Source organism: Streptomyces sp. NPDC098101 (assembly GCF_044760185.1).
Classification (GTDB): Bacteria; Actinomycetota; Actinomycetes; order Streptomycetales; family Streptomycetaceae; genus Streptomyces.
The window spans coordinates 822355-848224 of sequence record NZ_JBIWAS010000003.1 but is presented as its reverse complement, the minus strand read 5'-3'; the positions used below and the strand labels follow the sequence as shown (position 1 = coordinate 848224).

General features: G+C 74.5%; 24 protein-coding genes. 7 read left to right on the top strand and 17 right to left on the bottom strand.

Annotated features, from left to right (window positions below; all coding sequences use genetic code 11):
- Positions 1–22: 22 nt before the first annotated feature.
- The 11 genes from ACIQVI_RS16905 to ACIQVI_RS16855 form a co-directional block, all read right to left on the bottom strand.
- Positions 23–769 (bottom strand): spherulation-specific family 4 protein, encoded by a 747-nt coding sequence (locus tag ACIQVI_RS16905; protein ID WP_403596157.1) that lies wholly within the window; start codon positions 767–769, stop codon positions 23–25.
- A complete protein-coding gene (locus ACIQVI_RS16900; protein ID WP_125665393.1) occupies positions 757–1728 on the bottom strand; it encodes an NAD(P)-dependent oxidoreductase in 972 nt (323 codons plus the stop codon). Before ACIQVI_RS16900 ends, ACIQVI_RS16905 begins: the two co-directional genes overlap by 13 nt.
- A gap of 142 nt (positions 1729–1870) precedes the next feature.
- Positions 1871–3223 (bottom strand): hypothetical protein, encoded by a 1353-nt coding sequence (locus ACIQVI_RS16895; RefSeq protein ID WP_403596154.1) that lies wholly within the window; start codon positions 3221–3223, stop codon positions 1871–1873.
- Complete coding sequence (locus ACIQVI_RS16890; protein ID WP_403596151.1) at positions 3216–4868, bottom strand: DUF3492 domain-containing protein; 1653 nt, start codon at positions 4866–4868, stop codon at positions 3216–3218. The genes ACIQVI_RS16895 and ACIQVI_RS16890 overlap by 8 nt, the downstream gene beginning before the upstream one ends.
- A 190-nt stretch (positions 4869–5058) precedes the next feature.
- Complete coding sequence (locus ACIQVI_RS16885) at positions 5059–6750, bottom strand: ABC transporter ATP-binding protein (RefSeq protein ID WP_403596889.1); 1692 nt, start codon at positions 6748–6750, stop codon at positions 5059–5061.
- A gap of 23 nt (positions 6751–6773) precedes the next feature.
- Entirely contained in the window at positions 6774–7763 is a 990-nt protein-coding gene (locus ACIQVI_RS16880; RefSeq protein WP_403596148.1) for an ABC transporter permease, read from the bottom strand.
- Positions 7760–8737: an ABC transporter permease gene (locus ACIQVI_RS16875; protein ID WP_403596145.1), complete on the bottom strand. Its 978-nt coding sequence runs from the start codon at positions 8735–8737 to the stop codon at positions 7760–7762. Before ACIQVI_RS16875 ends, ACIQVI_RS16880 begins: the two co-directional genes overlap by 4 nt.
- On the bottom strand, positions 8734–10464 hold the full coding sequence (locus tag ACIQVI_RS16870) for an ABC transporter substrate-binding protein (RefSeq protein ID WP_351973256.1): 1731 nt from the start codon (positions 10462–10464) through the stop codon (positions 8734–8736). The genes ACIQVI_RS16875 and ACIQVI_RS16870 overlap by 4 nt, the downstream gene beginning before the upstream one ends.
- Before the next feature lie 214 nt (positions 10465–10678).
- Positions 10679–10774, bottom strand: coding sequence for an Ms4533A family Cys-rich leader peptide (locus ACIQVI_RS16865; RefSeq protein WP_343308350.1), 96 nt, complete (start codon positions 10772–10774; stop codon positions 10679–10681).
- A gap of 112 nt (positions 10775–10886) precedes the next feature.
- A complete protein-coding gene (locus ACIQVI_RS16860; RefSeq protein ID WP_403596142.1) occupies positions 10887–12404 on the bottom strand; it encodes a DUF3152 domain-containing protein in 1518 nt (505 codons plus the stop codon).
- A gap of 8 nt (positions 12405–12412) precedes the next feature.
- Positions 12413–13378 carry an alpha/beta fold hydrolase gene (locus ACIQVI_RS16855; protein ID WP_402445095.1) on the bottom strand — a complete coding sequence of 322 codons (966 nt, stop codon included), beginning with the start codon at positions 13376–13378 and terminating at the stop codon, positions 12413–12415.
- Between the two features lie 139 nt (positions 13379–13517).
- On the opposite strand from ACIQVI_RS16855, the gene ACIQVI_RS16850 reads away from it, so the two are divergent.
- From ACIQVI_RS16850 to ACIQVI_RS16835, 4 genes are all read left to right on the top strand, one after another.
- The gene (locus ACIQVI_RS16850) at positions 13518–13733 is read left to right on the top strand and encodes a hypothetical protein (protein WP_351973253.1); all 216 of its coding nucleotides are present in this window, start codon (positions 13518–13520) and stop codon (positions 13731–13733) included.
- A 232-nt stretch (positions 13734–13965) separates the two neighbouring features.
- Positions 13966–14625, top strand: coding sequence for a TetR/AcrR family transcriptional regulator (locus ACIQVI_RS16845; protein WP_121833099.1), 660 nt, complete (start codon positions 13966–13968; stop codon positions 14623–14625).
- A 142-nt stretch (positions 14626–14767) separates the two neighbouring features.
- Complete coding sequence (locus ACIQVI_RS16840; RefSeq protein WP_121833100.1) at positions 14768–14995, top strand: DUF3107 domain-containing protein; 228 nt, start codon at positions 14768–14770, stop codon at positions 14993–14995.
- Between the two features lie 170 nt (positions 14996–15165).
- Complete coding sequence (locus tag ACIQVI_RS16835) at positions 15166–15435, top strand: hypothetical protein (RefSeq protein ID WP_351973252.1); 270 nt, start codon at positions 15166–15168, stop codon at positions 15433–15435.
- A 79-nt stretch (positions 15436–15514) separates the two neighbouring features.
- On the opposite strand, the gene ACIQVI_RS16830 is transcribed toward ACIQVI_RS16835, so the two are convergent.
- Entirely contained in the window at positions 15515–16237 is a 723-nt protein-coding gene (locus ACIQVI_RS16830; protein WP_351973251.1) for a ferritin-like fold-containing protein, read from the bottom strand.
- Between the two features lie 486 nt (positions 16238–16723).
- On the opposite strand from ACIQVI_RS16830, the gene ACIQVI_RS16825 reads away from it, so the two are divergent.
- Together ACIQVI_RS16825 and ACIQVI_RS16820 are read left to right on the top strand one after the other, a co-directional pair.
- Positions 16724–19378: a DEAD/DEAH box helicase gene (locus tag ACIQVI_RS16825; protein ID WP_403596885.1), complete on the top strand. Its 2655-nt coding sequence runs from the start codon at positions 16724–16726 to the stop codon at positions 19376–19378.
- A 102-nt stretch (positions 19379–19480) separates the two neighbouring features.
- Entirely contained in the window at positions 19481–20368 is an 888-nt protein-coding gene (locus ACIQVI_RS16820; RefSeq protein WP_403596136.1) for an alpha/beta fold hydrolase, read from the top strand.
- Here the strand turns inward: ACIQVI_RS16820 and ACIQVI_RS16815 are convergent.
- Positions 20352–21281, bottom strand: coding sequence for an NYN domain-containing protein (locus tag ACIQVI_RS16815; protein ID WP_351970669.1), 930 nt, complete (start codon positions 21279–21281; stop codon positions 20352–20354). The two genes, ACIQVI_RS16820 and ACIQVI_RS16815, sit on opposite strands and share 17 nt — an antisense overlap.
- A gap of 175 nt (positions 21282–21456) precedes the next feature.
- On the opposite strand from ACIQVI_RS16815, the gene ACIQVI_RS16810 reads away from it, so the two are divergent.
- Positions 21457–21609: a hypothetical protein gene (locus ACIQVI_RS16810; RefSeq protein WP_104860408.1), complete on the top strand. Its 153-nt coding sequence runs from the start codon at positions 21457–21459 to the stop codon at positions 21607–21609.
- A 99-nt stretch (positions 21610–21708) separates the two neighbouring features.
- Here ACIQVI_RS16810 and ACIQVI_RS16805 read toward each other — a convergent pair whose 3' ends face one another.
- The 4 genes from ACIQVI_RS16805 to ACIQVI_RS16790 form a co-directional block, all read right to left on the bottom strand.
- Positions 21709–22314: a MarC family protein gene (locus ACIQVI_RS16805; RefSeq protein ID WP_403596132.1), complete on the bottom strand. Its 606-nt coding sequence runs from the start codon at positions 22312–22314 to the stop codon at positions 21709–21711.
- A gap of 237 nt (positions 22315–22551) precedes the next feature.
- Positions 22552–23418 carry a PHP domain-containing protein gene (locus ACIQVI_RS16800; RefSeq protein ID WP_403596129.1) on the bottom strand — a complete coding sequence of 289 codons (867 nt, stop codon included), beginning with the start codon at positions 23416–23418 and terminating at the stop codon, positions 22552–22554.
- 558 nt (positions 23419–23976) lie between these two features.
- On the bottom strand, positions 23977–24615 hold the full coding sequence (locus ACIQVI_RS16795; protein ID WP_351970667.1) for a DUF6758 family protein: 639 nt from the start codon (positions 24613–24615) through the stop codon (positions 23977–23979).
- A 211-nt stretch (positions 24616–24826) separates the two neighbouring features.
- Positions 24827–25411 carry a suppressor of fused domain protein gene (locus ACIQVI_RS16790; protein WP_403596126.1) on the bottom strand — a complete coding sequence of 195 codons (585 nt, stop codon included), beginning with the start codon at positions 25409–25411 and terminating at the stop codon, positions 24827–24829.
- Positions 25412–25870 lie beyond the last annotated feature (459 nt).

The following is a 25870-nucleotide window of genomic DNA, read 5'->3' as shown; positions in this document are numbered from 1 at the left end:
CGTAACACTGCCACGCCCCTTCTCATTCCGAGACACCCGGTCCGATCCGCGAGACGATTTCGTCCCAGTAGCCGGGCAGCGAGTGAAATGGCACGGTCTGTCCCGGAGGCCCCGTCCGGTCGGTGAAGAAGATCGTCCCCGCCCCTTGCCAGCGGGCGATCCGCAGGGCCTCGTCGAGGTGGGTCCTCGGGACGCCGTGCACGAGGTGGACGAACTTCGTCTCCGTGTACTCGGCGGTCCACTCGGCCACCTGCGACCAGCGGTAGTCCGTCCAGGCGCCGGAGAAGGTCACCAGCTGGTCGGCGGTCTCGGCGTACCCCGGGTGGGGGTGGGTGCCGTGGCCGAGGACGAGGTGGGCCTCGCCGCCGAGGACGCTCTCCAGGGTCGCGCAGACCCGCCGCACCCCGACCAGGTCGGCCCGGTCGACGGGGCAGCGGTCCAGGTAGTAGCCGTCCACCTTGTACCAGTCGAAGAAGCGGTGGGCGTCGGTGACCAACTCCCCGAAGGGCCGGGAGCCGTGGGCGGCGTCCAGGTGCCCGAGGACCCTGACCCCGGCGGCGCGGAGCTTCCCGGCCGCCTCCAGGCAGTGCGGGTCGGGGCGGCTGCCCGGCCCGTCCGCGACATTGAGGACGGCCCAGTGCAGGGGGGTGCCGGGGCGGGTCAGCTCGGCCCATTCGACGGGGGCGAGCAGCGGGTGGGCGTAGCCGGGGACGCCCACCCCCAGGGCCTGGACCGCCCCGGTGGCCGCGGGGGTCGTCAGATGCGACACGCCGCCTCCATCCAGATGTCGGCGAGCGACTCCTCCAGGTTGATCCGGGGCCGCCAGCCGAGCCGGTCGCGGGCGGTGCGCACGTCGGCCTGCTGCCAGGGCCCGCAGCCGTCGGGGTACGGGTAGGGGGCGGAGGCCAGCTGGTCGGCGATGGTCCCCTCGGTGCGGGGGGCGCCGATCATCGGGCGCTGCGGGATGCCGTGCGGGGCGTCCAGCTCGTTGAGGTTGCCGGAGTAGCCGGCGACCCGGGCCAGGACGGCGGCGGCGTCGCGGAGCCGGACCGCGCGGCCGGTGCCGATGTTGACGACGCCCTGGGCGGCGGAGAGCGAGGCCGCGTGGACGGCCCGCGCCACGTCCCGCACGTCGACGAAGTCCCGCTGCACGCCGAGGCCGCTGAGCTTGAGCTCGCCGTCCCCGGCCTGCATCGCCCGGCGCATCGCCTCGGCGAGGCGGCCGAGCGGGGAGCCGGCGGGGGTGCCGGGGCCGACGGGCGAGAAGACCCGCAGGACGACGGCGTCGAGGCCCGAGCCGAGGACGAGTTCGGTCGCGGCCAGCTTGGACACGCCATACGGGCCGCCGGGGCGGGGCACGGCGTCCTCGGCGGTGGAGGAGCCGGGCTGGCTCGGCCCGTACTCCGAGGCGCAGCCGACCTGGACGAGCCGGGCGCCGCAGCCGCTGCGGCGCAGGGCCTCGCAGACGGTGGCGACGGCGACGGTGTTGTGCCGGGTCAGGTCGCGGGCGCCGCCGCGGGTGGCGCCGGCGCAGTTGACGACGACTCCGGGGTGGACGGCGTCGAGGAAGCGGGTCAGCGCGCCGGGGCTGCCGGACGCGAGGTCGAACCGCACGTCGGCGTCGTCGCCCCGGCCGAGGGCGGTGAGGTGGACGGCCGGGTCGGCGAGCAGCCGGTCGGCGACGAAGCGGCCGATGAAGCCGTTGGCTCCGAGCAGTAGCACCCTCATCGCGCGGCCCCTTCGTGCCGACCGGCCGTTCCTCGGGATTGCGGGGTCATGGTCTTCGTTCTCCTTGCGGGGTGATGAGAGGGGTGGTGAGGGGGGCGGAGGAGCACGCCCGCGGCGTCGGCTCCGCGGGTGCGCGGGGGGTTCACGGGGTGGTGTGGGCCGAGGCCCGGGCGAGGGAGCCGGTCGCGTGGGCCAGGAGGCCGAGCGCGGCGGCGCCGCAGACGAGGGCGGGGACGGCCCCGGGGCCCCAGGTGTCGACGACGGCGCGCACCGGGACGGCGAGCGCGTCGAAGCCGGGGAGGGGGAGGCGGGAGGAGAGGACGCTCGCGAGGGCGAGCGCCTCGGCGGCGCAGGCCGCGGCGAGGGCGGCCGAGGCCGTCTCGGGGTGGCCGTGGACGGTCAGGAGCCGGGCGAGCAGCAGGAGCGCGCCGAGGGCGAGGGCCCCCGGGCCGGCCCCGGTGGGGGCGAGGAGGGCGGCGAGGGCGAGGAGTTGGAGGGTCACGGTGCCGAGGAGCAGCGGCCGGACGGCGGCGGCGAAGTCGGCGAGGCCCCGGCTGTCGGCGATCCGGCGGCGGGCCCGGCGGGCGAAGAGGTGGGCGCACCAGGCGGCGGGGGCGACGGCGAGGGCGAGGCCCAGAAGGGGGCCGGGGGTGAGGTCCCAGGGGCCGTCGGGGCCGCCGGTGAGCACCTCCGCGAGGAGTCCGTCGCCGCCGGCCGCGTACGCCAGGAGCCAGAGGGTCCAGAGGCGGGCGGCGGGCACGGTCCGGCCGCCGGGCGCGCGGAAGGGACCGCGCCGGACGGCGAGGAACAGCGCCCCGCCGAGCCCGAGGGCCCCGGCGGCGCCGACGGCGGTGCGCGCGGGCCCGTGGGTGAGGGCGAGTCCGAGCGCGGCGAGGGCGGCGACGGCGCCGGGTGCGAGCACGGCGAGCGCCCAGGGGGCGACGGGCTCGGTCCGGACGGCGGCGACGGCGGTCCCGGTCTCCTCCCGGCCGCGCGGCACGCGCGCGTACAGCTCCTCGGCGAGCGAGAAGACGTCCCGGTGCCGGTAGCGGGCGGCGGTCCGGTCGGTGAAGCCCTGGGCTTCGAGCCCGGCGGCCACCTCCAGGGGGTCGACGGCCCGCTCGCACAGCTCCCGGTGCCGGTGCATGAGCACTTTGACGGGGTCGGCGGTGCCGTGGCGGGGACGGGAGGCGGGGGCGGGGGTCGTCGTGGCGGGCGGGGGTGCCGTGTCCGTACCCTCCGGTGCGGCCCCGTCCCGCGACGGCCGGTTCTCGTCCTCGCGCTCCGGCTCGGCCGGTTCGGCGGACCGTTCCTCCTGCGGCCGCGGGGGCGCCGCCGCCGTCGTCCCCGGGGCCTGGGCTATCGCGGGCGGGGCGTCCTCGACGGTGCCGGCCGTGAGGGCGGGGGCGCCGAGGAGGACCTCGGAGCGGGCGTCCCGGGCGGTGGGGCCCGGCGGGGCGGCGGAGCCGCGCATGGGGTCGTCTCCTTCAGGCATCGGGGGCTCCTGTGCCCGCGGTCAGGGCTCCGGGGTTCCAGCTGCCCGGCACGTGCGCCTCGGCGGGGTGGGCGAAGAGGGCTCCGTCGCCGGGGCGGTGGCGCACCGGGGCGCGGGAGAGGAGTTCGAGGTAGATGTCGCGGAACGCGGCCAGGTTCTGTTCGACGGTGAAGAGTTCGAGCGCGCGGGCGCGGGCGGCGGCGCCGAGCCGGTGTCGCCGGCCGGGGTCGCGCAGCAGCGCGAGGCAGGCGTCGGCGAGCGCCCGGGGGTTGCGCGGGGGGACGACGAGCCCGGTGCCGCCGATGATCTCGACGACCGCGCCGACGTCGGTCGAGACGGTGGCCCGCGCGCAGAACATCGCCTCGACGAGGCCGGCCGGGAAGCCCTCGACGACGCTGGAGAGGACGACGACCGCGCCGGAGGCGTACGTCTCCTCCAGGGTGGGGGCCTCCGGGCCGCCGAGCTCCTCGAAGGAGACGGGGTTCTCGCCGACGGCGTGCGCCCCGGCGGCCTCGTCGGGGAAGAGCTGCGCGGCGAAGCCCTTGCAGTGGGCGAGGTACGCGTCGGCGCCCGGGTCCCGTGCGGGGACGGCGACGATCCGCAGCCGGGCGTCGGGCTGCCGGGCCCGGATCTCGGCGAAGGCGTGCAGCAGGGCGATCAGGTCCTTGGCGGGTTCGGGGCGGCCGACCCAGACCAGGGTGGTGGGGTCGCCGCTCTCCTCGTCCTCGCCGACGCCGTCGAAGCGCTCGGCCGCCATGCCGGGGTGGACGGTGCGGACGCGGGCCCGGTCGGCGCCGCACCTCTCCTGCCAGCGGCGGGTGTGGGCGTTGCCGGGGGTGAGCAGGGCGGCCTGCCGGTAGACCTCGGCGGCGAGCCGTCCGTGGAGGGCGGCGAGCAGGGTGCGCAGGGGCGCGGAGCGGTCGGCGCCGGAGGAGGAGAGGTAGTGGGCGCGGAGCGGGACGCCGTACTCGGTGACGAGCAGCGGGGTGCCGAAGAAGTACTGGGCCAGGAGGCCGGGGAGGGCGGTGGTGCCTCCGGCGGCGGCGTGGCAGAGGTCGGCGGCGCCGAGGGCGTCCTCCTCGTACCAGTCGAGGGAGAGGGGGCGCAGGACCGCCTCCAGGTGCTCGGCGAAGGCGAGGTGGTCGGGAAGTCCGGCGGCGGCCGCGCCCCGGCGTGCGCCGGGCGCGCGGCAGGCGGCTTCGAGGGCGCGGACGGCGTCGTCGGAGCGGAGCGCGCCGGGGAGGCCGCCGCGCTCGCGGGCGAGTCCGGCGAGCGCGTGGAGCCCTTCGGCGAAGAGGTCCGCGGCGGTCTCCTCCCCCTCCTCCGCGCAGAGACCGGTGGCGAGCAGTTCGTACGCCTCGGTGAAGCGGCGGCGGTCGCGGCGGCCGTAGGCGCGGCGGGCGGCGCGGTGCGCGCCGAGCGCGGCGCGTTCGAGGAGGTTCCCGGAGGCGCCCCCGGGGTCGGCCGCGCGGACGAGCCGGGCGTGGGGGGGCAGCGGCAGGGTGGCGCCGGTGGCGGAGGGGCGGCCGACGGCGTACAGGTCGAACCGGTGCTGTCCGAGTCCGCGCACGAGGCGCTCGCACCAGACTCCGGACTCACCGACGGCGTACGGGTAGCCACCCTCCGTGAGCAGTGCGATCCGCACGAGTGCACCCCCGATCTCCCTTGACGGCGGCCACCGTTGGTCCGGTGACTCGCAGCGGGAAGAACGTAAACAAAGAAGTCGGTGGTGCGACGGACGGTTGTCCGTCGCATCACCGGAAGGGGTGAATGCTCGTAACTTTCCCACCCCGGTCGCGTTCTGTCGCGGTAAGCGGCAGGACGGTCACGGAGGGTCAGGCGACGGCCAGTTCCTGGCCCCGTTCCCCGAGCCGTTCCCGGCGCTCCTCCCGGCGTGCCGCCGCGAGGACCGGGTCGAGGGAGGGGACGGCGGCGAGCAGTTGCCGGGTGTAGGGGTCGCGGGGCGTCCCGTACACCTCCTCAACCGTGCCCTGTTCGACGATCCGGCCGCCGCGCATGACGGCGACCCGGTCGCTGACCTGCCGGACGACGGCGAGGTCGTGGGCGATGAAGACGAGTCCGAGGCCGAGTTCGGCCTGGAGCTCGGCGAGCAGCGCGGTCACCTGGGCCTGGGTGGTGACGTCGAGCGCGGAGACGGGTTCGTCGCAGACGATCAGCCGGGGTTCGGCGGCGAGCGCGCGGGCGATGCCGACGCGCTGGCGCTGGCCGCCGCTGAACTCGTGCGGATAGGCCTCGTACCGGTCGGGGTCGAGCCCCACCCGGTCGAGCAGCTCCCGCACCCGGTCCCGGATCCGCTTCTCGTCGCGCTCCCCCGCTGTCCGCAGCGGGTCGGCGATCGACTCGCCGACGGAGCGGCGCGGGTTGAGGGAGGCGACGGGGTCCTGGAAGACCATCTGGAGTTCGCGGCGGTACGGGCGCAGCTCCCGCTCCGGCAGGGCGCCGATCTCCGTGCCCCGGTAGCGGAGTCGTCCGCCGGTCGGGTCGAGGAGCCGCACCAGCATCCGGCCGAGGGTGGTCTTGCCGCTGCCGGACTCCCCGACGACGCCGAGGGTCTCGCCCGCGCGGACGGTGAGGGAGACGTCGTCGACGGCGGCCACGGCCCGCTTGCCGCGCCCGAACTCCCGCCGCAGACCGACCGCTTCGAGCAGCGGCTCGCCCTGCCGGGCCGGGGTCCTGACCGGCCCGTCGAGCCGGGGCACGGCGGAGAGCAGCTTGCGCGTGTACGGCTCCGAGGGCGCGCCGAGGAGGGCGCCGACGGGGCCGCGTTCGACCTCGCGTCCGTCGCGCATGACGAGCACCTCGTCGACGCTCTCGGCGGCCACGCCCACGTCGTGGGTGACGAGGAGCAGCGCGGTGCCGGTCTCGCGCCGCAGCTCGTGCAGCAGGTCGAGGATCTGGGCCTGGACGGTGACGTCGAGGGCGGTGGTCGGCTCGTCGGCGACGAGGAGCCGGGGCTCGCAGGCGAGGGCCATCGCGATGAGGGCGCGCTGCCTCATGCCGCCGCTGAACTCGTGCGGGCGGGAGCGGGAGCGGCGGGCCGCGTCGGGGATGCCGACCCGGTCGAGGACCTCGACGGCCCGGGCGCGGGCGGCCTTCCGCGAGCCCCCGGCGTGGATCCGGTAGACCTCGGCGATCTGGTCGCCGACGGCGTAGTAGGGGTCGAGGGAGGACAGCGGGTCCTGGAAGACCATGGCGGCGATCCCGCCGCGCAGCCGCCGCAGGTCGGCGGGGCCGGCGGTGGCGACGTCGACGCCGCCGACGCGCACGGTGCCGGTGACCTGCGCGCCGGTGCCCCGGTGGAGGCCGAGGAGGGCGCCGGCGACGGTGGACTTGCCGCTGCCGGACTCCCCGACGAGGGCGAGCGCGCGGCCTTCGGCCAGGGTGAGGGAGAGTCCGTCGACGGCCCGTACGGGGCCGCCCTCGCGGGCGAACGAGACCGACAGGTCCCGCACGTCGACCAGGGGGGCCGGGGTCTCGGACGCGGTCGCGTCAGGGCCACCCTTCAGGGGGGCCGGAGTGTCGGACGCGGTCACGTCAGGACCACCCTTCGGTCGGCGGCCGCGTACAGCAGGTCCGCGACGACGTTGGCGAGGACGACGGCCGTGCCCATCACCATGACCACGCCGACGACCACGGGCAGGTCGATCTGGCGCACGCCGTCGATGAGGGTCTTGCCGAGGCCGGGGATGCCGAAGAGGGATTCGGTGAGGACGGCCCCGCCGAACATCGAGCCGAGGTCGACGGCGCTGATCGCGATCACCGGCGGGACGGCGCCGCGCAGGGCGTGCCGGGTGACGACGGACCGCTCCCCCACCCCGTAGGCGCGGAAGGTGCGGATGTGGTCCTCGGCGAGCGTCTCCAGGGTGGAACTGCGGGTGAGCCGGGCGTACTTGGCGGATTCGAAGAAGCCGAGGGTGATCCAGGGCAGCAGCATGTTCCAGGCCCACTGCTCGGGGTCCTCGCCCAGCGGCACGTAGCTGGGGAAGGGCAGCCACTGGAGGTAGGCGCAGACGGCCATGAGGAGGAGCAGGCCCAGGATGAAGACGGGCGTGCCGGTGCCGGCGAGGGTGAGCACGGTCAGGACGCGCTCGGTGATCCCGCCCCGGCGCAGCGCCGAGAGCAGTCCGGTGCCGACGCCGACGAGCAGCCAGACGGCCATGGCGCCGAGGGCCAGGGAGGCGGTGGCGGGCAGGCGCTCCAGGACGAGCTGGGTGACCTGCTGGTCGCTCTGGTACGACAGGCCGAGGCAGGGCGCGTCGCAGTGCACGACGGAGGTTCCGGTGGAGTAGTCGCGGCCGGTGAAGACGCCCTGGAGGAAGTGCAGGTACTGGGCGAACACGCTCTGGTTCAGGCCGAGTTGCTCGCGGACCTGGGCGATCTGCTGGGGGTTGCAGCGCTCGCCGCAGGCCAGCCGGGCGGGGTCGCCGGGGGCCAGGTAGAAGAGGCCGTACACGAGGACCGAGAGCGCCAGGAGGACGAGCGCGGCACCCGCGAGCCGCTTGAGGACGAAGCGGGTCATCGGGAGGACTCCTTACGGGTGCCCACGCGCAGCCGGCTCGCCTCGCGCGGGTCGAGGGCCGTGCGGACCGCGTCGCCGAGGACGGTGAAGGCGAGCACGGTGGTGAAGAGCAGTCCGGCGGGCAGCAGGACGTACGCCGGGTCGGCGCGGAACCAGGTCTGCGCGGTCGACAGCATCTGTCCCCAGGACGGGGTGGGCGGGGTGACGCCGACGCCGAGGAAGGAGAGGGACGCCTCGACGACGATGTTGGTGGGGACGAGGATCGCCGCGTAGGTGATGACGGGGGCGGCGAGGGCGGGCAGCAGCTCCCGGCGGGCGGTCCGCCACCGTCCGGAGCCGGCGAGGCGGGAGGCGGCGACGAAGTCGAGGCTCTTGAGGGTGAGCGTCTGGGCGCGCACGATCCGGGAGGTGCCGGCCCAGCCGAGGAACCCGATGACGAGGATCAGGAGCAGCGGCCGGGGGAAGTCGCGGGGGACGACGGCGGTCAGCGAGATGGCGAGGACCAGCATCGGCAGGGCGACGAGGACGTCGGTGGCGCGGCCGAGGACGGTGTCGACCCAGCGGTTGCCGAGCCCGGCGGCGAGGCCGACGAGGACGCCGATGAGGATCTGGACGACGGTGGCGCCGATGCCGACGAGCAGTGAGATCCGGGCGCCGTACAGGAGCCGGACGAACAGGTCGCGGCCGGTGCCCGGCTCGACGCCGAGCCAGTGGTCGGCGCTCGCGCCGCCGAAGGAGCCGTACGGGACGCCGCCGCGCGCCGAGTCGACGAGGTCGTCGTGGTACGCGTACGCGTCCTGGCCCTCCAGGGCGGCGAGCAGCGGCGCGGCGAGGGCGAGGAGGACGAGCAGGAGCAGGACGGCGAGGGAGGCGAGGGCGGCCGGGCGGGTGCGCAGCCGTCGCCACACCTGCCGGGCGGCGCCCGTGGCGGGGATCCCCGCCACGGGCGCCGGCGTGTCGGTCAGGGTGGTCACTTGACCGCGACCTGCGAGACGTCGAGGACGCCGGTCCAGTCGCTGATGACGACGTTCTTGACGTCCTTGCCGACGAGCCGCTTGTAGACCGGGTGGAAGAGCGGCACGTCGAGGGCCTGCTCGCCGATCTTCTTGTCGAGGGCGCCCCAGCGCGCGGCGGCGGCCTTGAGATCGGTCAGCTTGTTGATCTCGTCGATCTCCTTGTTGACCGCCGGGTCGTTGAGCTGCGCGTGGTTGTAGTTGGAGCCGTTGGTGACGATCTGGCGTCCGTCGAAGATCGGCGCGAGGAACGGGCCGCCGGCCGGCCAGTCGGCACCCCAGCGGGAGAGGAAGAAGCCGGGCGCGTCCTTGACGCTCCAGCGCTTCTCGTTGAAGGAGTTGGGCTCCTGGCCGTCGAGCTTGACGGTGATGCCGGCCTTGCCGAGGGCCTCCTGGACGGCGGTGGCGATCTCGGGGCTGGTGGTGCGGTTCTGGGCGGTGGAGTGCAGCAGGGTGACGGTCAGCCCGTTCGGGAAGCCGGCCTCCTTGAGCAGTTCCTTCGCCTTCTCCGGGTTGCCCGTCCTGCCGGCCGGGAAGTGGTCGTACGGCGTGAAGCCGAAGGCCTTCTGCTCGGGCAGGAAGGTGGTGGCGGGCTCGGCGAGCGCGGAGCCGCCGGCGGCGTTGACGACGCTGGTGCGGTTGACCGCGTACGAGATGGCCTGGCGGACCTTCGGGTTGTCGAAGGGCTTCACCTTCGGGTTGAAGGCGATGTAGTTGGTGAAGCCGAAGTGACCGGTGCCGACGCGGGCGGCGAGCGCCTTGTCCGAGCCGATCTGGGCGAGTTCGGCGGGGCCCAGGTTGGTGTCGGTGGTGACGGCGGCGGCGTCGGCGCCGGAGGAGGTGGCAAGGCGCTGGTTGATGACGGCCTCGTCGAGCCCGGACCGGACGTCGATCTTGTCCGGGTAGGCCTTGCGCTCCTCGTCGGTCTTGGGGTCCCAGTGCTCGTTGCGCTCCAGGACGAGGCGCTCGCCGTCGTTCTCGTTGCTCACGACCTTGTACGGGCCGGAGGAGACGGGGTGCTCCTCGTACTTGGCGCCCTTGTCCTTGGCCTTGGGCACGGGGGCGAACTGCGTCTGGGTGGCGACGAAGGGGAACTCGCCCTCGGGCTTCCGCAACTTGAAGACGATGGTCTTCGGGTCGGGGGTGACGATGGACGCGAGGCCCTTGGGGTCCTTGTAGGGGCCCTGGTAGGTGTCGCCGCCGACCAGCCAGTCGCGCAGGTAGGGCGCGCCGCCGGAGAGCTCGGCGGCGAAGGAGCGCTCGATGCCGTACTTGACGTCGGCGCTGGTGATGGGCGTGCCGTCCTCGAACTTCAGCCCGTCCTTGAGGGTGTACGTCCACTCGGTGGCGTCCTTGTTGGGACGGCCGATGTCGGTGGCGAGGTCGGGGACGACCTGGGTGCCGGCGGCACCCGCCTCGCGGTTGCGGGTGGTGAGCGTGCGGAAGACGAGCGAGGGGACGTTGCCGCCGCCGGAGGTGTAGAGGCGGGCGGGGTCGAAGTCGGTCTGGGCCTCGGCGTTGAGGACGGTGAGCGTGCCGCCCTTCTGCGGGGCGGACGAGCCCTTGCCGGAGGTGCCGCTCTCGGCGCCGGCGTCCTCGGGTCCCGCGCAGGCCGCGGCGCCCGAGGCCAGGACGACGCTGACGGCGGCCGCTGCCACGCGGCGGGAAATGACGGACGGTTGACGCATCGGAGAAGACCTCTCGGAGAACTGCGGCGGAAGGAAGGGGAATTCCTCGCGGGCAGCGGCGAGAGACGGTGTTTCCAGGGAGGTGTCGAGCAGAGAGGTGCCGAGCATTCCTGTCACACGGAGGAGCCGCGCCCACGGAGACGGGAACCCGGGCGCGGAAGGGCATCGGCCGGTGCGGGAAAGGCGAAGGGGCCGACGTGCGCTCGGGCGGTGGTCAGCGACAGAGAACGTCGGACACGGCATGTCCGGACACGCCGATGAGCGCCAGCTCGATGGCGGCGCACTCGGAAACGGCGTGACGGGGCGACATGCCGAGAAATATGGACGAACACGCGAGCGATGTCAACGCGATGCGCATTACTTTTGAGACAAGCGTCTCGGCATACGATCGGCCACGGGGTGTCCGCTGACCGGACGCTACCTCAACTTCCGGGGTGCACCCAGGGGTTGGGACGGCAGCGTACGCCGTCGACGTTCAGGGACTTCGTCTGCTGCTGCATCACGGGGGCGAGGGCGCCGGGAGTGCGGCAGGACACGTGGTTGTGCCCGAGCCGGTGGCCGACCTCGTGGTTGATGAGCATCTGGCGGTAGGCGTGCATGGCCTTGGGGCCGAAGGTGCTGGAGCCCTGGGCCCAGCGGAACGCGTTGATCATCACGCGCTCGGTGGAGGCGGAGTCGCAGGAGACGTTGTCGACCGTCGTGTCGAGCCCGGACTTCCGGCACCAGTCGCCGGTGGTGCCGGGGCTGGCGAGCGTGATGACGAACTCCGGTTCCCCGCTGGAGATCCGCTCGAACGTCATCGCGCCGTCGCCGGCCCAGCTGCGCGGGTCGTTGAGGGTCTTCTGCACGGCGTCGGCGAAGAGCTTCGGATCGAGCCCGATGCCCTTCTCGACGTCGACCCGGTAGCGGATGAGCCGCCCCTTCCCGGGCGCCTTCTCGAAGCCCCGGACGGCCTCGAAGGCCCCGGACCCCTTCAACTGGGGATCGATGGGGAACTGATGGGTCATCAGCTGCTCGTACGTGAGGACCACGGGCTTCCGGGGCACGGGGCGCGTCGGGGTGATCCGGTCGTCGGAGCGGGAGGCGGAGGACTCGTCCACGGCCCGCTCGGCCGCCTCCCCGGCCGCTTGGGAAGCCGCCTCGGGCTCCTCCTGGCCGGCGACCTGCCCGGCGACGACGACGGCGAGGACGGTCGCGACGGCGGCGGCCGCGACCCCGGCGAGGGTACGGCCGAGCCCGCCGCGCCCGGCCGGGACCTCGGCCTCGGGCTCGTCCTCGTGACGGGGCCCGGGGACGAACGGCCCCTGCTCGTCGGCCTGTTCGGGCTCGGCGGTCAGCGTCCGACCACGCCGCCCGCCGTAGGGCACGGGACGCGCACCGGCCTCGTCGTGCTGCGGGTGCCCACCCCGCGCGGGGGCGGTCCGGTGAGCGGGGGTGCCGGGGGTGCCGTGGGCCGGGGTGTCGGAGACGGACGCGGGGGCGGCCGCGGCGGGGGCGCCGTGACGCGGGACCCGACGGCCGGGGGGGCCTTGCGGGGGGCCACCGTACGCCGGGGTGCCGTGCGCGGGGGTCCCGTGGACCGGGGTGCCGTGGGCGGGAGTGCCGTGCGCCGGGGTCCCGTGGGCGGAGCCCCCGCGCCCGGGAGTGCCGTACGTGGGGGTCCCGTGCGCGGGCGTTCCGTGCGTCGGGGAGCCCTGGCCGGGGGCGCCGTACGGCGGTTTTCCGTACGGCTGTGTCCCGCGCGGCGGCGTGGCCGTCGGGTCCCGGCCGTCGTCGGTCGCGGCCGCGCTCCTGCGGCGGCGGCCCGTGCCGGGGGCCGGTCCGGCCGCGGCCGGTTCCGGTGCGGTCCGTTGCTGGCCGGTCCGTTGCTGTCCGGCGGCCGGCGGCCGGCCGGTGTCGGCCGGTGAGGGCGCGGCGCCCTTGCGGCTGTGTCGTCCCACGCCCCGGATCAGCTCCCGCCGTGATCGGCGATCAGTTCCCGGGCGGCCTGGGCGACCGTCTCGGGGTACTCCATCATCGCCACGTGCCCCGCGTCGGGCAGGGTAAGCAGCCGCGAGCCGCCGAAGGCGGCGGCCGCCCTCCGGGCCATCCGGAACGAGACGAGCCGGTCGCGCCCGCCGTAGACCAGCAGCGTCGGGGCGAGGACCCGCTCGGCCTGCCGCCACAGTCCGTGCTGCCCGCCGAGGGTGTACGCGTCGACGATCCCGCGCGAGGAGCGGGCCATCGCGTCCCAGAAGTACGGGAGCTCCAGGCGCCGCTCCATCTCCTCGACCGCGTGCAGGAAGCCCTCGTCGGTCACCCGGCCGGGGTCTCCGTAACAGAGCGCCATGACCCCGCGGACCCGCTGCTCGGCCGTCCAGTCCCGGGTGAGCCGCGCGAAGAAGGAGGAGACGCCGGGCAGCGCGAGGAGCGCGGTGGGCCAGGCGGTGCGCTGGGCGCGCAGCTCGGGCAGGGCCGGCGAGACCAGGGTGAGGGTGCGGACCAGGTCGGGCCGGACGGCGGCGACGCGGGTGGCGACGGCGCCGCCCAGCGAGTTGCCGAAGAGGTGCACCGGTCCGCGTCCCTCGGAGTCGAGGAGCCGGATGACGGCGCGGGCGTGGCCGGTGACCGAGTAGTCGCCGTCCTCGGGCGGCGGGGAGACGCCGAAGCCGGGGAGGTCGACGGCCTCGCCGTCCACGACGTCCGCGAGCAGCGGCATCAGGGCGGACCAGTTCTGCGAGGAGCCGCCGAGGCCGTGGACGTACAGCGCGGGCGGCAGTCCGGGCCGGGTGCCCGGCCGGGAGCGGACGGTCAGGCTGAGGCCGGGCAGGGCGACGGAGCGGAGCTCCTCGCCGTCGGCGACCCGTACGGCGCGGGTCCGCGACGCGGGTGGTGCGGCGGCGGTCCGGGTTTCCGGCAGCTCGGTCGAGGACATGGCCGCAATATTACGAGACGATCACGCGCCCCCGCGTGTGGGTGCGGTCACAAGTCCGTGTGCGGCGGGGCGCGTGTACTCCTAGGCTCGAAGGGAAGCCGTCGGGGAGGGGCCTCGACCCCGTACCGGAGGGAGCCGCATGACCGTCGATCCGACCGAGCCGGACACGTTCGCCGAGGAGGAGGTCGTCGAGCTGGACGAGGAGACGCCGGAGGCCGACGCCGCCGAGCAGCACGCCGAGCTCCGGCCCCGCGGGGACGAGCCGCTGACCCACGTCGAACGCGAGTCGGCGAACGAGGCCGACGCGTCCGAGCAGGCGCGCGTCGTCGAACTGGACGAGGACGACTACCGCTGAGCACCGGCGCGAACGCCGGGAGGCGTCCGTGCGGAGAAGCCCGGAGGAACGCGGGGCGGCGGCCCCCGGGCCGCGCTTCCCGTCGATTCGTTCGGTTCAATCGTGAACCGGCTGTCGACCCCGGTGTCCGGTCCGTGAAATTCTGCGTCCGCACCGCGCACAGCCGGGTTACCCAAAAGTACGATGGCGGCGCGTCGCTACAGCGCGCATGGATCGAATCTTGGGAGGCCGCGTGAGCGCCATCGAGCAGACAGAGGCAGCACGCCCTCGGGGCACGCGCCTGCCGCGACGTGCCCGACGGAACCAGCTGCTCGGCGCGGCCCAGGAGGTCTTCGTCGCCCAGGGGTACCACTCCGCCGCCATGGACGACATCGCCGAGCGGGCGGGCGTCAGCAAGCCGGTGCTCTACCAGCACTTCCCGGGGAAGCTGGAGCTCTACCTGGCCCTGCTCGACCAGCACTGCGAGTCCCTCCTCCTGGCGGTGCGCACCGCCCTGGCCTCCACCACGGACAACAAGCTCCGGGTCGCGGCGACCATGGACGCGTACTTCGCGTACGTCGAGGACGAGGGCGGCGCGTTCCGGCTGGTCTTCGAGTCCGATCTGACGAACGAGCCGGCCGTGCGCGAGCGCGTGGACCGGGTCAGCCTCCAGTGCGCCGAGGCGATCTCGCAGGTGATCGCCGAGGACACCGGTCTGTCCAAGGACGAGTCGATGCTGCTCGCCGTGGGCCTCGGCGGCGTCTCCCAGGTCGTCGCCCGCTACTGGCTGTCGAGCGAGTCCCCCATCCCACGCGACAAGGCGGTGGGGCTGCTGACCTCGCTGGCCTGGCGCGGCATCGCGGGCTTCCCGCTCCACCCGGTCGACGGCCAGCCGGGCGCCGAGGGCCACTGACCCCGCGCCGTCGGTTCGCCCCCGAGCGTGTTCGCTCCTGGCGTGTGGCGACCGCGCCGTGCTCGTCCCCTCACCGGGCTAATGTGTGCAGCGTACGGCGCGGATGAATCGCGCAACGCTGACCGTTCGGAGGGACATAGCCGTGGAGGTCAAGATCGGCGTGCAGCACGCGCCCCGGGAGATCGTTCTGGAGAGCGGGCAGTCCGCCGAGGAGGTCGAGCGCGCGGTTGCCGACGCGCTGGCCGGCAAGGCGCAGCTGCTCAGCCTCACGGACGAGAAGGGCCGCAAGGTCCTCGTCCCGGCCGACAAGATCGCGTACGTGGAGCTCGGCGAGCCCGCCGTCCGCCGCGTGGGTTTCGGCGCGATCTGAGCCCAGGATCTGCGGAAAGGGCCCGGTGGACCGTCTTCGGTCCACCGGGCCCTTCGCGTACCCGTATGTCCACGTCGGGCGGTACGGGAGGATTGCGCGCCGAGCGCCACGGGTAGGTAGGACCTCGACCGCACCACCCGCCCCGCACCCCTCGCGAGGTGATCTCCCCGATGTACCTGGAAGTCCTCGGCTCCGCCCTGCTCGGTCTCGTTCTGGCCTGGGCCGCCGTGCACCGGCTGCCCGACCGTCTCCCCGGCCGGGGGCTCGTCCTCTCCGCCGGCGCGCTCGGCGGCGTGTTCGGCGCGTTCGTCACCCACGGGGCGCTCGGCCCGGGTCACTCCCTCGCGACCCTGGTGGGCGCGGTGGCGGTGGCGGCGGTCCTGCTCTCGCTGCTGGTCCGCCCGGCCTCGCGCCGGCTGCGCCGATCAGCCACCGTCTGACGCCGCCGCCCTCCTCCGTACGCCCGCTCTCCGTACGGCCCCTCCGTACGCCCGCGCCGTACGCCCCTTCGGTACGGCCCTAGGCGGCGAGCCCGAGCGCGGCCATGCGCTTGGTGTGCGCCTCGGTGATCCGGGAGAACATCCGGCCGACCTCCGCGAGGTCGAAGCCGTCCGCGACGCCGCCGACCAGCATCGTGGAGAGCGCGTCCCGCTCGGCGACCACGCGCTGGGCCTGGGAGAGCGCCTCGCCCATCAGCCGGCGCGCCCAGAGCGCGAGCCGGCCGCCGACGCGCGGGTCGGCGTCGATCGCGGCGCGCACCTTCTCCACGGCGAAGTTGCCGTGGCCGGTGTCGTCGAGCACGGAGAGCACGAGCGCGCGGGTGTCGGAGTCGAGCCGGGCCGCGACCTCCCGGTAGAAGTCGCTGGCGATCGAGTCGCCCACGTACGCCTTGACCAGGCCCTCCAGCCAGTCCGACGGCGCGGTCTGGCGGTGGAAGTCGTCGAGCGCCTTCGCGAAGGGCTCCATGGCCGCCGTCGGCTCCGCCTCGACGGTCGCGAGGCGGTTCCGGAGCTGCTCGAAGTGGTGGAACTCGGCCGAGGCCATCTTCGCCAGCTCCGCCTTGTCCGCGAGGGTCGGCGCCAGCTTGGCGTCCTCGGCGAGCCGCTCGAAGGCCGCCAGCTCTCCGTAGGCGAGGGCGCCGAGGAGGTCGATCACGGCGGCGCGGTACTGCGGCTCGGCGGAAGCCGTCGCCCAGTCCTTGGCGGCGATCCCGGTGGGTGTGGCGTTGTCAGGCGTCTCCATGGAGCGCACAATAGCCCGCCCGCGCGGCCCGGTAAGGCCCTGGTCAGTCAGTGTGACCGTGCCCTCATCACGTTTTCTCCCGACACACCTGCGCGATTCCGGGGTACAGTGGTAAGGCGCCTGCTGAGTATGCGGACATGCTTTCGCACGTTCGGACGTATCCGGTGGGCCGACTCATGAATGAGGATGCCCGGTCGGTGGCCCGATCGGCTCCGGCCCGACAGCCCTTCCGGCGGACCCGCGGAGGGGTCACCCTCAGCGGTACGACGCTCGAGCGACGGCAGTGGTCCCGTGCCACCCGGCAGCGGTCTTCCCGATCGCGCCGACAGCGATCCGGCACGGTACGACCCCCTTCGTTCGCCTCGCGCCGCGTCTCACAGAAGAGGCAGCACCCTGACTACGACTTTCCGAGAGCTCGGAATCCTTTCCGAGACGGCCGAGGCCCTCGAGGCCGTCGGCATCGTGAACCCCTTTCCCATCCAGGAGATGACCCTCCCGGTCGCCCTCACCGGCACCGACGTCATCGGCCAGGCCAAGACCGGCACGGGCAAGACCCTCGGCTTCGGCCTGCCGATCCTGGAGCGCGTGACGGTCCCCATGGACGTCGAGGCCGGCCGGGCGAAGCCCGAGCAGCTGACCGACGCCCCGCAGGCGCTCGTCGTCGTGCCCACCCGCGAGCTGTGCACGCAGGTCACCAACGACCTGCTGACCGCCGGCAAGGTGCGCAACGTGCGCGTGCTCGCCATCTACGGCGGCCGCGCGTACGAGCCGCAGGTCGAGGCGCTGCGGAAGGGCGTCGACGTCGTCGTCGGCACCCCCGGCCGCCTGCTCGACCTGGCCGGCCAGCGCAAGCTCGACCTCTCCCACGTCAAGGTCCTCGTCCTGGACGAGGCCGACGAGATGCTCGACCTGGGCTTCCTGCCCGACGTCGAGAAGATCATGAACATGCTTCCGGCGAAGCGCCAGACCATGCTGTTCTCGGCCACCATGCCGGGCGCGGTCATCGGTCTCGCCCGCCGCTACATGTCGCAGCCGACGCACATCCGCGCCACCTCGCCCGACGGCGAGGGCGTCACCGTCGCCAACATCAAGCAGCACGTCTTCCGCGCGCACTCGATGGACAAGCCGGAGATGGTCTCCCGCATCCTGCAGGCCAACGGCCGCGGGCTCGCGATGATCTTCTGCCGTACGAAGCGCACGGCGGCCGACATCGCCGAGCAGCTGGAGCGCCGCGGCTTCGCCTCCGGCGCCGTCCACGGCGACCTCGGCCAGGGCGCCCGCGAGCAGGCGCTGCGCGCCTTCCGCAACGGCAAGGTCGACGTGCTCGTCTGCACCGACGTCGCCGCGCGCGGCATCGACGTCGAGGGCGTCACCCACGTCATCAACTACCAGTCGCCGGAGGACGAGAAGACGTTCCTCCACCGCGTGGGCCGCACCGGCCGCGCGGGTGCCAAGGGCACCGCGGTGACCCTGGTCGACTGGGACGACATCCCGCGCTGGCAGCTGATCAACAAGGCGCTCGGCCTGGACTTCCACGACCCGGTCGAGACGTACTCCAGCTCCCCGCACCTGTACGAGGAGCTGGACATCCCGGCAGGCACCAAGGGCGTCCTGCCCCGCGCCGAGCGGACCCGCGCGGGTCTGGGCGCGGAGGAGCTGGAGGACCTGGGCGAGCCCGGCGGACGCCGTGGCCGCGGCCCGAAGGCGGCCGAGCGGACGGAGCGGACCGAGGAGCGCCCCGAGCGCACCCGGACCCCGCGCCAGCGCAGGCGCACCCGGGGCGGCGACTCCGTCGACGCCCCGGCGCCGTCCGAGCAGACCCAGCAGACCGAGCAGGCCGCTCCGGCGGGTGACGAGGCCCGGACCGAGTCCGGTCCGCGCACGCCGCGCCGCCGCCGTCGCACCCGGGTCGGCACCCAGGGCGTTCCGGTCGCGCAGCCGGCCCAGGCCGCTCAGGTCGCCGTCGCCGAGGCCCCGAAGGCGGTCGAGACGCCGAAGACCGAGGCTCCGGCTCCGGCCCCGGTCGTCACCGAGGCCCCGAAGACCGAGGAGCGGAAGGCCGAGGCCGCGAAGGCCGAAGCGCCGAAGGCCGAGGAGCCGAAGGCCCCCCGTCGCCGCAACCGCGCCGCCCGCCCGGAGGCCGTCCAGGCCGCTCCGGCGGTCCGCACCCCCGCGGCCCCCGCCGTCCGGGAGCCGGCTCCGGCCGTGCGCCGTCGCCGCGCCCGGGTCCGTCCGGCCGAGGAGACCGTCTCCTTCCAGACGCCCGAGACCGCCGCGGCCGCCCTGCGGGCGCAGACGGCCGTCGAGGCGCCGAAGACCGAGGCCCCGGCCGCCGTCGTGGCGCCGGAGGCCGAGGAGCCGAAGAGGGCCCCGCGCCGCCGCACGGCCGCCAAGGCCGTCGAGACCGCCCCGGCGCCCGTCGAGACCGTCGAGACCGCCGCCCCGGTCATGGCCGAGCCGGTCGCCGCCGAGGCCCCGGCCGAGGTTCCGGCCCCGCGCCGCCGCCGTACCGCCCGGAGGCCCGCCGGTTCGCCGGTGACCGCCGAGGCCCCGGCCGCCGAGCCGGTGGCCGAGCCGGTCGCGGCTCCGGCCGTCGAGGAGGCGCCCGCACCGCGCCGCCGTCGCGCGGCCACCCGGGCCGCCGGTTCCCCGGCGTCCGCCGAGGCCGCCGCGATCATCGTCGTACCGGCCGTGGCACCGGCGCCGGTGGCCGAGGAGGCTCCCGAGCCCGCCCCGCGCCGCCGCGCCGCCCGCAAGGCGACCGCCTCGCCGGTGGTCGAAGCTCCCGCCACGGAGCCGGTCGCCGAGGAGGCCCCCAAGAAGGCCGCCCCGCGCCGCCGCACGACGAAGAAGGCGGTGGCCGAGGCCGCCGTCGCCGAGGCCGCTCCGGCGACCGAGGCCCCGGCCGCCGAGGAGGCCCCGAAGGCTCCCCGTCGCCGGGCGGCCAAGAAGACGGTCGCCGCCGAGGCGCCCGACGCCTCCGAGCCGCAGGCGCCGAAGGCTCCGGCCCGTCGCCGTACGGTGAAGAAGGCCGTCGCGGAGCCGGCCGCCGGGGCCGAGGCCGTGGCCGAGGAGCCGAAGAAGGCGGCCCCGCGCCGCCACACCACCAAGAAGACGGCGGCGGCCCCGGCCGAGAGCTGAGCCCCGCACCACGGCGACGGCCCGGTCCCCCTTCCCGGGGGCCGGGCCGTCGCCGTGTCCCCGGGCCGCGCCGTCCCGCGCGCCGGGGATTACAGTCCCGGTATGAGTAAGCCCAGGTCCCTGGTCCTGCCGCCGCGCACCCGCGTCCGCCGTCTCGACACCGTGCGCGGACCGTTCGCCGTGCTCGACGCGGAGCCGGACGGGGAGCGGCGGGGGACGGTCCTGCTGCTGCCCGGGTACACCGGCAGCAAGGAGGACTTCCTGGCGCTCCTCGGGCCGCTGACCGGGGCCGGGTACCGGGCGGTGGCCGTGGACGGGCGCGGGCAGAACGACAGCCCGGGCCCCCGGGGCCGGGCCGCCTACCGCCGCCGGGCGCTCGCGCTCGACGCGGTGGCGCAGGCCGCCGCGCTCGGGGACGGCCCCGTGCACCTGGTGGGGCACTCGTTCGGCGGTCTGGTGGCGCGGGCGGCGGTGGCGGTCGCGCCGGACGCCTTCCGCTCCCTCACCCTGCTCTCCTCCGGCGTCGGCCGGGTCTCCCGGCCGCAGCGGGTCCGGGTGCGGGCGCTGCGGACCGGGCTCGCGCTGCTGTCGAAGGACCGGGTGTGGCGGGCGATGTGCTGGCTGGACAGCCGGGGCGAGGAGCCGGACACGTCCGACGTGCCGGGGCTCGCGGACTTCCTGCTGCGGCGCTGGAACCGCACCCGGATCGCCCAGCTGAGGGGCGCCGGGCGGCTGCTGCTGGACCGCAAGGACGGTACGGAGGAGCTGCTCGCGCTGCGGACGCCGCTGCACTTCGCGTACGGGACGGACGAGATGGTCTGGTCGACGGCCGACCTCGCCGCGGCGGCGGCCCGCACCGGCGCGCACCACACGGTGGTGGCGGGCGCGGGCCACTCCCCCAACGTGTCGCACCCCGAGGAGCTGACGGCCCGTCTCCTCTGCTTCTGGGAGCGCGTGGTCGCCGCCCCGGAGGTCAGTACTGCGCCTTGAGGTGCTGCCAGAAGCCGTCCCGCAGGGAGCGCCGGAGCGAGGCGTGGCCGCGCAGGGAGCGGCTGAGCAGGCGCTCCGCCTCGACGAGCAGGTCCTGGTCGACCGATCCGGGCAGGTAGGGCGCGCCCGGCAGGAGCTCGGCGAGCCGGTCCCGGCCGCGCTCGGCGAGCCAGGTCGCCGCGATCTGGGCGCCGACGAAGCGCACCTCCTCGCGGGAGGGCGGCGGCTCGCCCTCGTTCTCGTACGTGGTGACGGGGCGGCGGGTGACGTACGGGCGGCAGAAGTCCAGGTCGAAGGTGCGCTGGCTGTCGACCTCCCAGAGGAGGGCCTCGGCCTGGTTGCGGCCCTCGGCGGCTTCGATGCCCCAGAGGTGGACGCGGGCGCCGTAGCCCTGAGCGGCCTCGACGGCCGAGACGAGGTCCTCGTCGCCGCCGACGAGGGCGGCGTCGCTGATGGCGCGGTGGCGGGCGAGGGACTCCAGGTCCGTGCGGATGAGGGAGTCGACGCCCTTCTGCTGGTTGTTGGCGTTGAGGTTGCCGAGGCGGACCTTGACGTCGGGGAGTTCGGCGATGGCCTGCTGCTCGGGGGTGTGGATGCGGCGGCGGGCGCCGTCGTACCAGTAGACGCGGAGCAGCCTGCTGTCCGCGAAGATCGTGCGGGCCTTGTCGATGAAGGCCTCGATGAGCCCTTCCGCGTCGAGGTCGAAGGAGCGCCGGTCCTCGGTGCCGACGACCAGCAACCCGGCCGCAGCATGGACGTAACCCGCGTCGACGAAGATGGCGTGGGTGGAAGGGGTCTTGGCGACCTCGGCCAGCATCCGCCGGAGGAGGTCGTTGGTGCGCTCCAGGCGTGCGTCGAGTGCGCGGAGGCGGGTGTCGGTCTCGGTCACCTGTGGGGTGTCTGCGTCGTTCATACGCGGCTCATTGTCCGCCGCCGTCCGGCCGGCCGCCACACCCTCTTACTCGTCAGTATTTAGCCATCCGAAAATTTTCCTTAGCGTAAGGAATGTTTGCAGGGTGCACGTCGTTGTACAGCGATGTAACGCAGTTCTCCACCAGGAGGATCAACTCAGACGAAGGGAGAAGCCCGTGCGCTTCGAAATCCTGCGACTCGACGACGTCGACGGCACGCCCGTCGACCGGACGGTCGTGGACGCCGCCTCCGTCAACCGGATCGTGCAGCAGGCCGCCTCGATCGGCCAGCGCATCTGGATCCGCCCCGCCGAGACCTCGGCCTCGTAACAGGTCGGGTCCACCCCACGCACCGCGCCCCCGCACGGACTTCGCGACAGCGGAATCCGTACGGGGGCGCAGTGGTGTCCGGGGCCGCCCGGGTGCGGGTCAGGAGCCCCGGATCACCTGGGTGACGCCGTTGATGATCTGCTGCACCGCGATGGCGGAGAGCATCATGCCGGCGAGCCGGGTCACCAGGACGACGCCGCCGTCCTTGATGATCCGGATGATCACCAGCGAGTACCGCATGGTCAGCCAGAGGACGATGTGCATGGCGGCGATGGCGGCCCAGACGGAGATCTGGGCGGCCGCGCCGTCGGCGTGCTGCACGGCGAGGATGACCGAGACGATCGCGCCGGGTCCGGCGAGCAGCGGCATCCCGAGCGGGACCAGGGCGACGTTGACGTCCTTGGTCTGCTTGGGCTCGTCGGTCTTGCCGGTGAGCAGGTCGAGCGCGATGAGCAGCAGGAGCAGTCCGCCCGCGATCATCAGCGCGGGGACGGAGACGTGCAGGTACGCCAGGATCTGCTGGCCCAGGATGCCGAAGACGGTGATGACGCCGAAGGCGACGGCGACGGCCTGCCAGGCCATCCGGCGCTGCACCTTGGCCGCGCGGCCGGAGGTGAGGGCGAGGAAGATCGGGGTGATCCCGGGGGGATCCATGATCACGAAGAGGGTCAGGAACAGCGAGCCGAAGACGGCGACGTCGAACACGGTGGGGTGCCTTGCGGGAGAGGTGGAACGGTGGGGTGTCGCCCACGTGCCGCGGAATGTGGGATTCCGGCATCGGGGCAGGGGGTGTGCCGCCCCGCGCGCGGCGCGCGGCCGTGCGGGGGTGGACCGGGAAGGGGAGGCCTGTGGGCGGCTCGACGAAAGGGGCCGCGCGGGCGCGCGTCGGCGCCCGGGGCGGGTTCCGTGAAGGTACGGGCCCCGGACGGCGGGGCCGGAGGCCTAGGCGGTGACGGGTCCCCCGGCGCCGGGGACCGGGAAGGCCCCCGCCGCGCGGCGGGTGATCTCGCCGTAGATCTCGGGGTCGGTGGTGTACTCGCCGAGGCGGCAGGTCTTGCGGCTGCCGTGGTAGTCGCTGGAGCCGGTGGTCAGCAGACCGAGCTCCTTCGCGAGGCCGCGCAGGCGTGCCCGCGTCGCCTCGTCGTGGTCCATGTGGTCGACCTCGATGCCGTCGAGACCGGCCTCGGCGAGCCGGGCGATCGCGGCCTCCGGGAGGACCTGGCCGCGCTTGACGGCGAGGGGGTGCGCGAAGACGGTGACGCCACCGGCCGCCTTGACGAGGCGGATCGCCTCGACCGGGTCCAGCTCGTGCTTGCCCACGTACGCCCGGCCGCCGTCGGCGAGCCACTCGGGCGTGAAGGCGCCGGACACGTCCGGTACGACCCCGAGCTCGACGAGCGCCTCGGCGACGTGCGGGCGGCCCACGGAGCCGTCGCCGGCGATCCGGGCGACCCGCTCCCAGGTGACGGGGACGCCGAGGTCCCGGAGCTTGCCGACCATGGCGCGGGCGCGGGGCACGCGGTCGTCGCGGACGAGCTCGCGCTCGGCGAGGAGCGCGGGCTCCTCCGGGTCGAAGAGGTACGCGAGCATGTGCAGGCCGATCCCGTCGACCCGGCAGGACAGCTCGGCCCCGGTGACGAGGGTCAGCCCCTCGGGCAGCGCGGCGATCGCCTCGGCGTGGCCGCGGGTGGTGTCGTGGTCCGTGAGGGCGACGACGTCGAGCCCGGCGGCGGCCGCGTTCCGCACGAGTTCGGCCGGGGAGTCCGTGCCGTCGGAGGCCGTGGAGTGGGTGTGCAGATCGATGCGCACGACGCGGTACTCCGGGGGCTCGGGACGGACGAGGGACGCTCCAGCATAACGGGCGAATCGAACACGACCGTACGGAAGGAACGCCGGGCCCCGGGGCGGGGCGCGGCCGGAGGCGGGGCACGGCCCGGACGGCGATCCGCCGGAGAGGCACGGGCCCGACGGGGCGGGACCGTGGCCCGGACGGCGATCCACTGGAGGGCCTGGGCCCGGCGAGGCGGGGTGGGACCTGGGCCGTGATCCGCCGGAGAGGCGGGGGGCCGGCGGGGCGGGGCCGTGGCCCGGACGGCGATCCACTGGAGGGCCTGGGCCCGGCTAGGCGGGGTGGGACCCGGACGGCGATCCGCCGGAGAGGCGGGGGCCCGGCGAGACGAAACGCGGAGACCCAGGCACGGACGGCGCCCCGGCGCGGCGACTCCGGCACGGCAGTACCTCGACACGGCAGCGCCTCGCCCCGACAGCACCTTGGCACGTCGACGCCCCGGCACGGCAGCGCCCCGGCGCGGGCGAGCCCCGGCCCGGCGGGCCTCAAGTCCGGGGGCCTCAAGTCCAGCGGCGGTCTCAGCCCAGCAGTCTCGGGGTGAGTGCCCCGCACGGCAGGAGTTCGACCTCGGCGCCGGCGTCGCGCAGGTCCGTGAGGACCAGTTCGTCGTACATCAGGAGGCCGGACTGCTCGGGCCAGACGATCGCCCACAGCCACAGGCCGCGCGCCTCGCCCGCGAAGACCGCGCGGTCGTGCGGGGCGCCGCTGACGTGCCAGAGGGGGGTGGGGCGCCCGGCGGCGAGGACCTTCGTCTGGGGCGGTTTCTCGATGGCCATGCCGGAGCCGGGGTCGAGTCCGTCGATGCCGGCGTAGCGGGCACCGAGGCCGACGCCGAGTTCCTCGGCGACCAGGAGCAGCTCCCCGATGCCACCGAGCGGGCCGGGGCCCGAGCAGGCGACGGCGGTCGCACGGCCGCCGCTGCGGTCGTCGCCCGCGTAGGCGACTCCGGTGAAGAGCCAGCCGACGGGCAGGGGCCACGGCATCCACACGGGCACCTGGGAGCGGTGCGCCACGACGCCGAGGGCCTCGACGCTGGGCGGGACGACGGGCTGGAGCGGGTGCACCGAGCCGTGCGCGTCACACTGCCAGGAGTCGGCGAAGAGACCGGGCGCTCTGACCCGGCCACCGCACTTCGGGCAACTGGGTTCGCCCCTCATAGGGCTCAACGGTCCTACCCCTTCCGTCCCGCGTCAAGGACGACCCCGAACGATCACCCGTCCGACACGGGCCGCCCACTCGCACATCCCTTCCGCTATACCCGCACTCCACCTCCGCATATAGATGTAATTTACATCTATATGACCATCCGGCACGCTTCGCGCCCGCGCACCCGCACGGGCGCCGGCCGCGCACAGGAGCCGGGACCCCTCAGTCCAGCTCCACGGACCTCCGCAGGGGATCCCGCAGGTCCGTCCCCCGGGCCAGCCAGCGCTCCTCCAGGGCCTGCGCCCCGTGCACCCGCTTCCACGCCGCCTCGTTCGACGTCATCGGCAGCAGCGGCAGGAACCGCACCGGGTCCATCGGCTCGTCCAGGTCCAGGTCCTCGACCAGGCCGCCGGACTCCGCCACCAGGACCGAGCTGAAGGGGGCGCCCGGCCAGAGCGGGTCGCCCACGTCCAGCGAGGCGCCGGGGGCCACGACCACGCCCTCGACCTGCGGGGTGGCGGCGAGCACCGCGAGCGGGCGCAGCACCTTGTCGGTGTCGGCGAGCCCGGCCCGCACGGTGAGGACGAGTTCCGCGCGCGGGCCCTTCACCGGATCGGCGAGCGCGGCGGTCGGATCGGCCATCGGCTGCGCGGACATCCCGAGGGTCGCGTACCGCACGAGATCGCCCTCGGCGAAGCGGAGCACCTCGATCCGGTCCGTGCCGAGGAACGTCACCGCGGCGCGCGCGTCCGGTTCCCCCAGGGCCGTACGCAACCGGGCCTCGACCAGAGCAAGAACTTCTCCCATGGGTTGAGCATAAAGCGCGTATGGAACGGGCAAAGGACAGGATTGACCCTCTGTCGGCTGATAGCCTTGGCCGCTGGCCGGGAGCGCTGAATCCCCGACCACTCGTCACACGTCATCCCCCACGGGGGACCGGCCGGAGGAGGTGGGGCTGCGATGGACCGAAGTCGGTCGGGCAGTACCAGCGGCTCTTCCGCCCCGCACCCCAGCCCGGTGCGCTTTTCCTCCCGGTGATTCCGGGTACGCGATTCCAGGACCGCGCGATCCCCCGATCCGCACGGACCGCGCGACCCCCTTCTCCGGCATCTCGCACGACGGAAGAGCACTTCGCCCTCGCTTGTCCGTAGCGAATGTCTGTAGCGAACGCCGTCACCGCGATCCCCCGGTGCCGCCCGCTTTGTGGACGACGTAGCTCCACGTCCCCATTCCGGGCTGTGCCACGCTCGCCGACGGCCTCTCCGT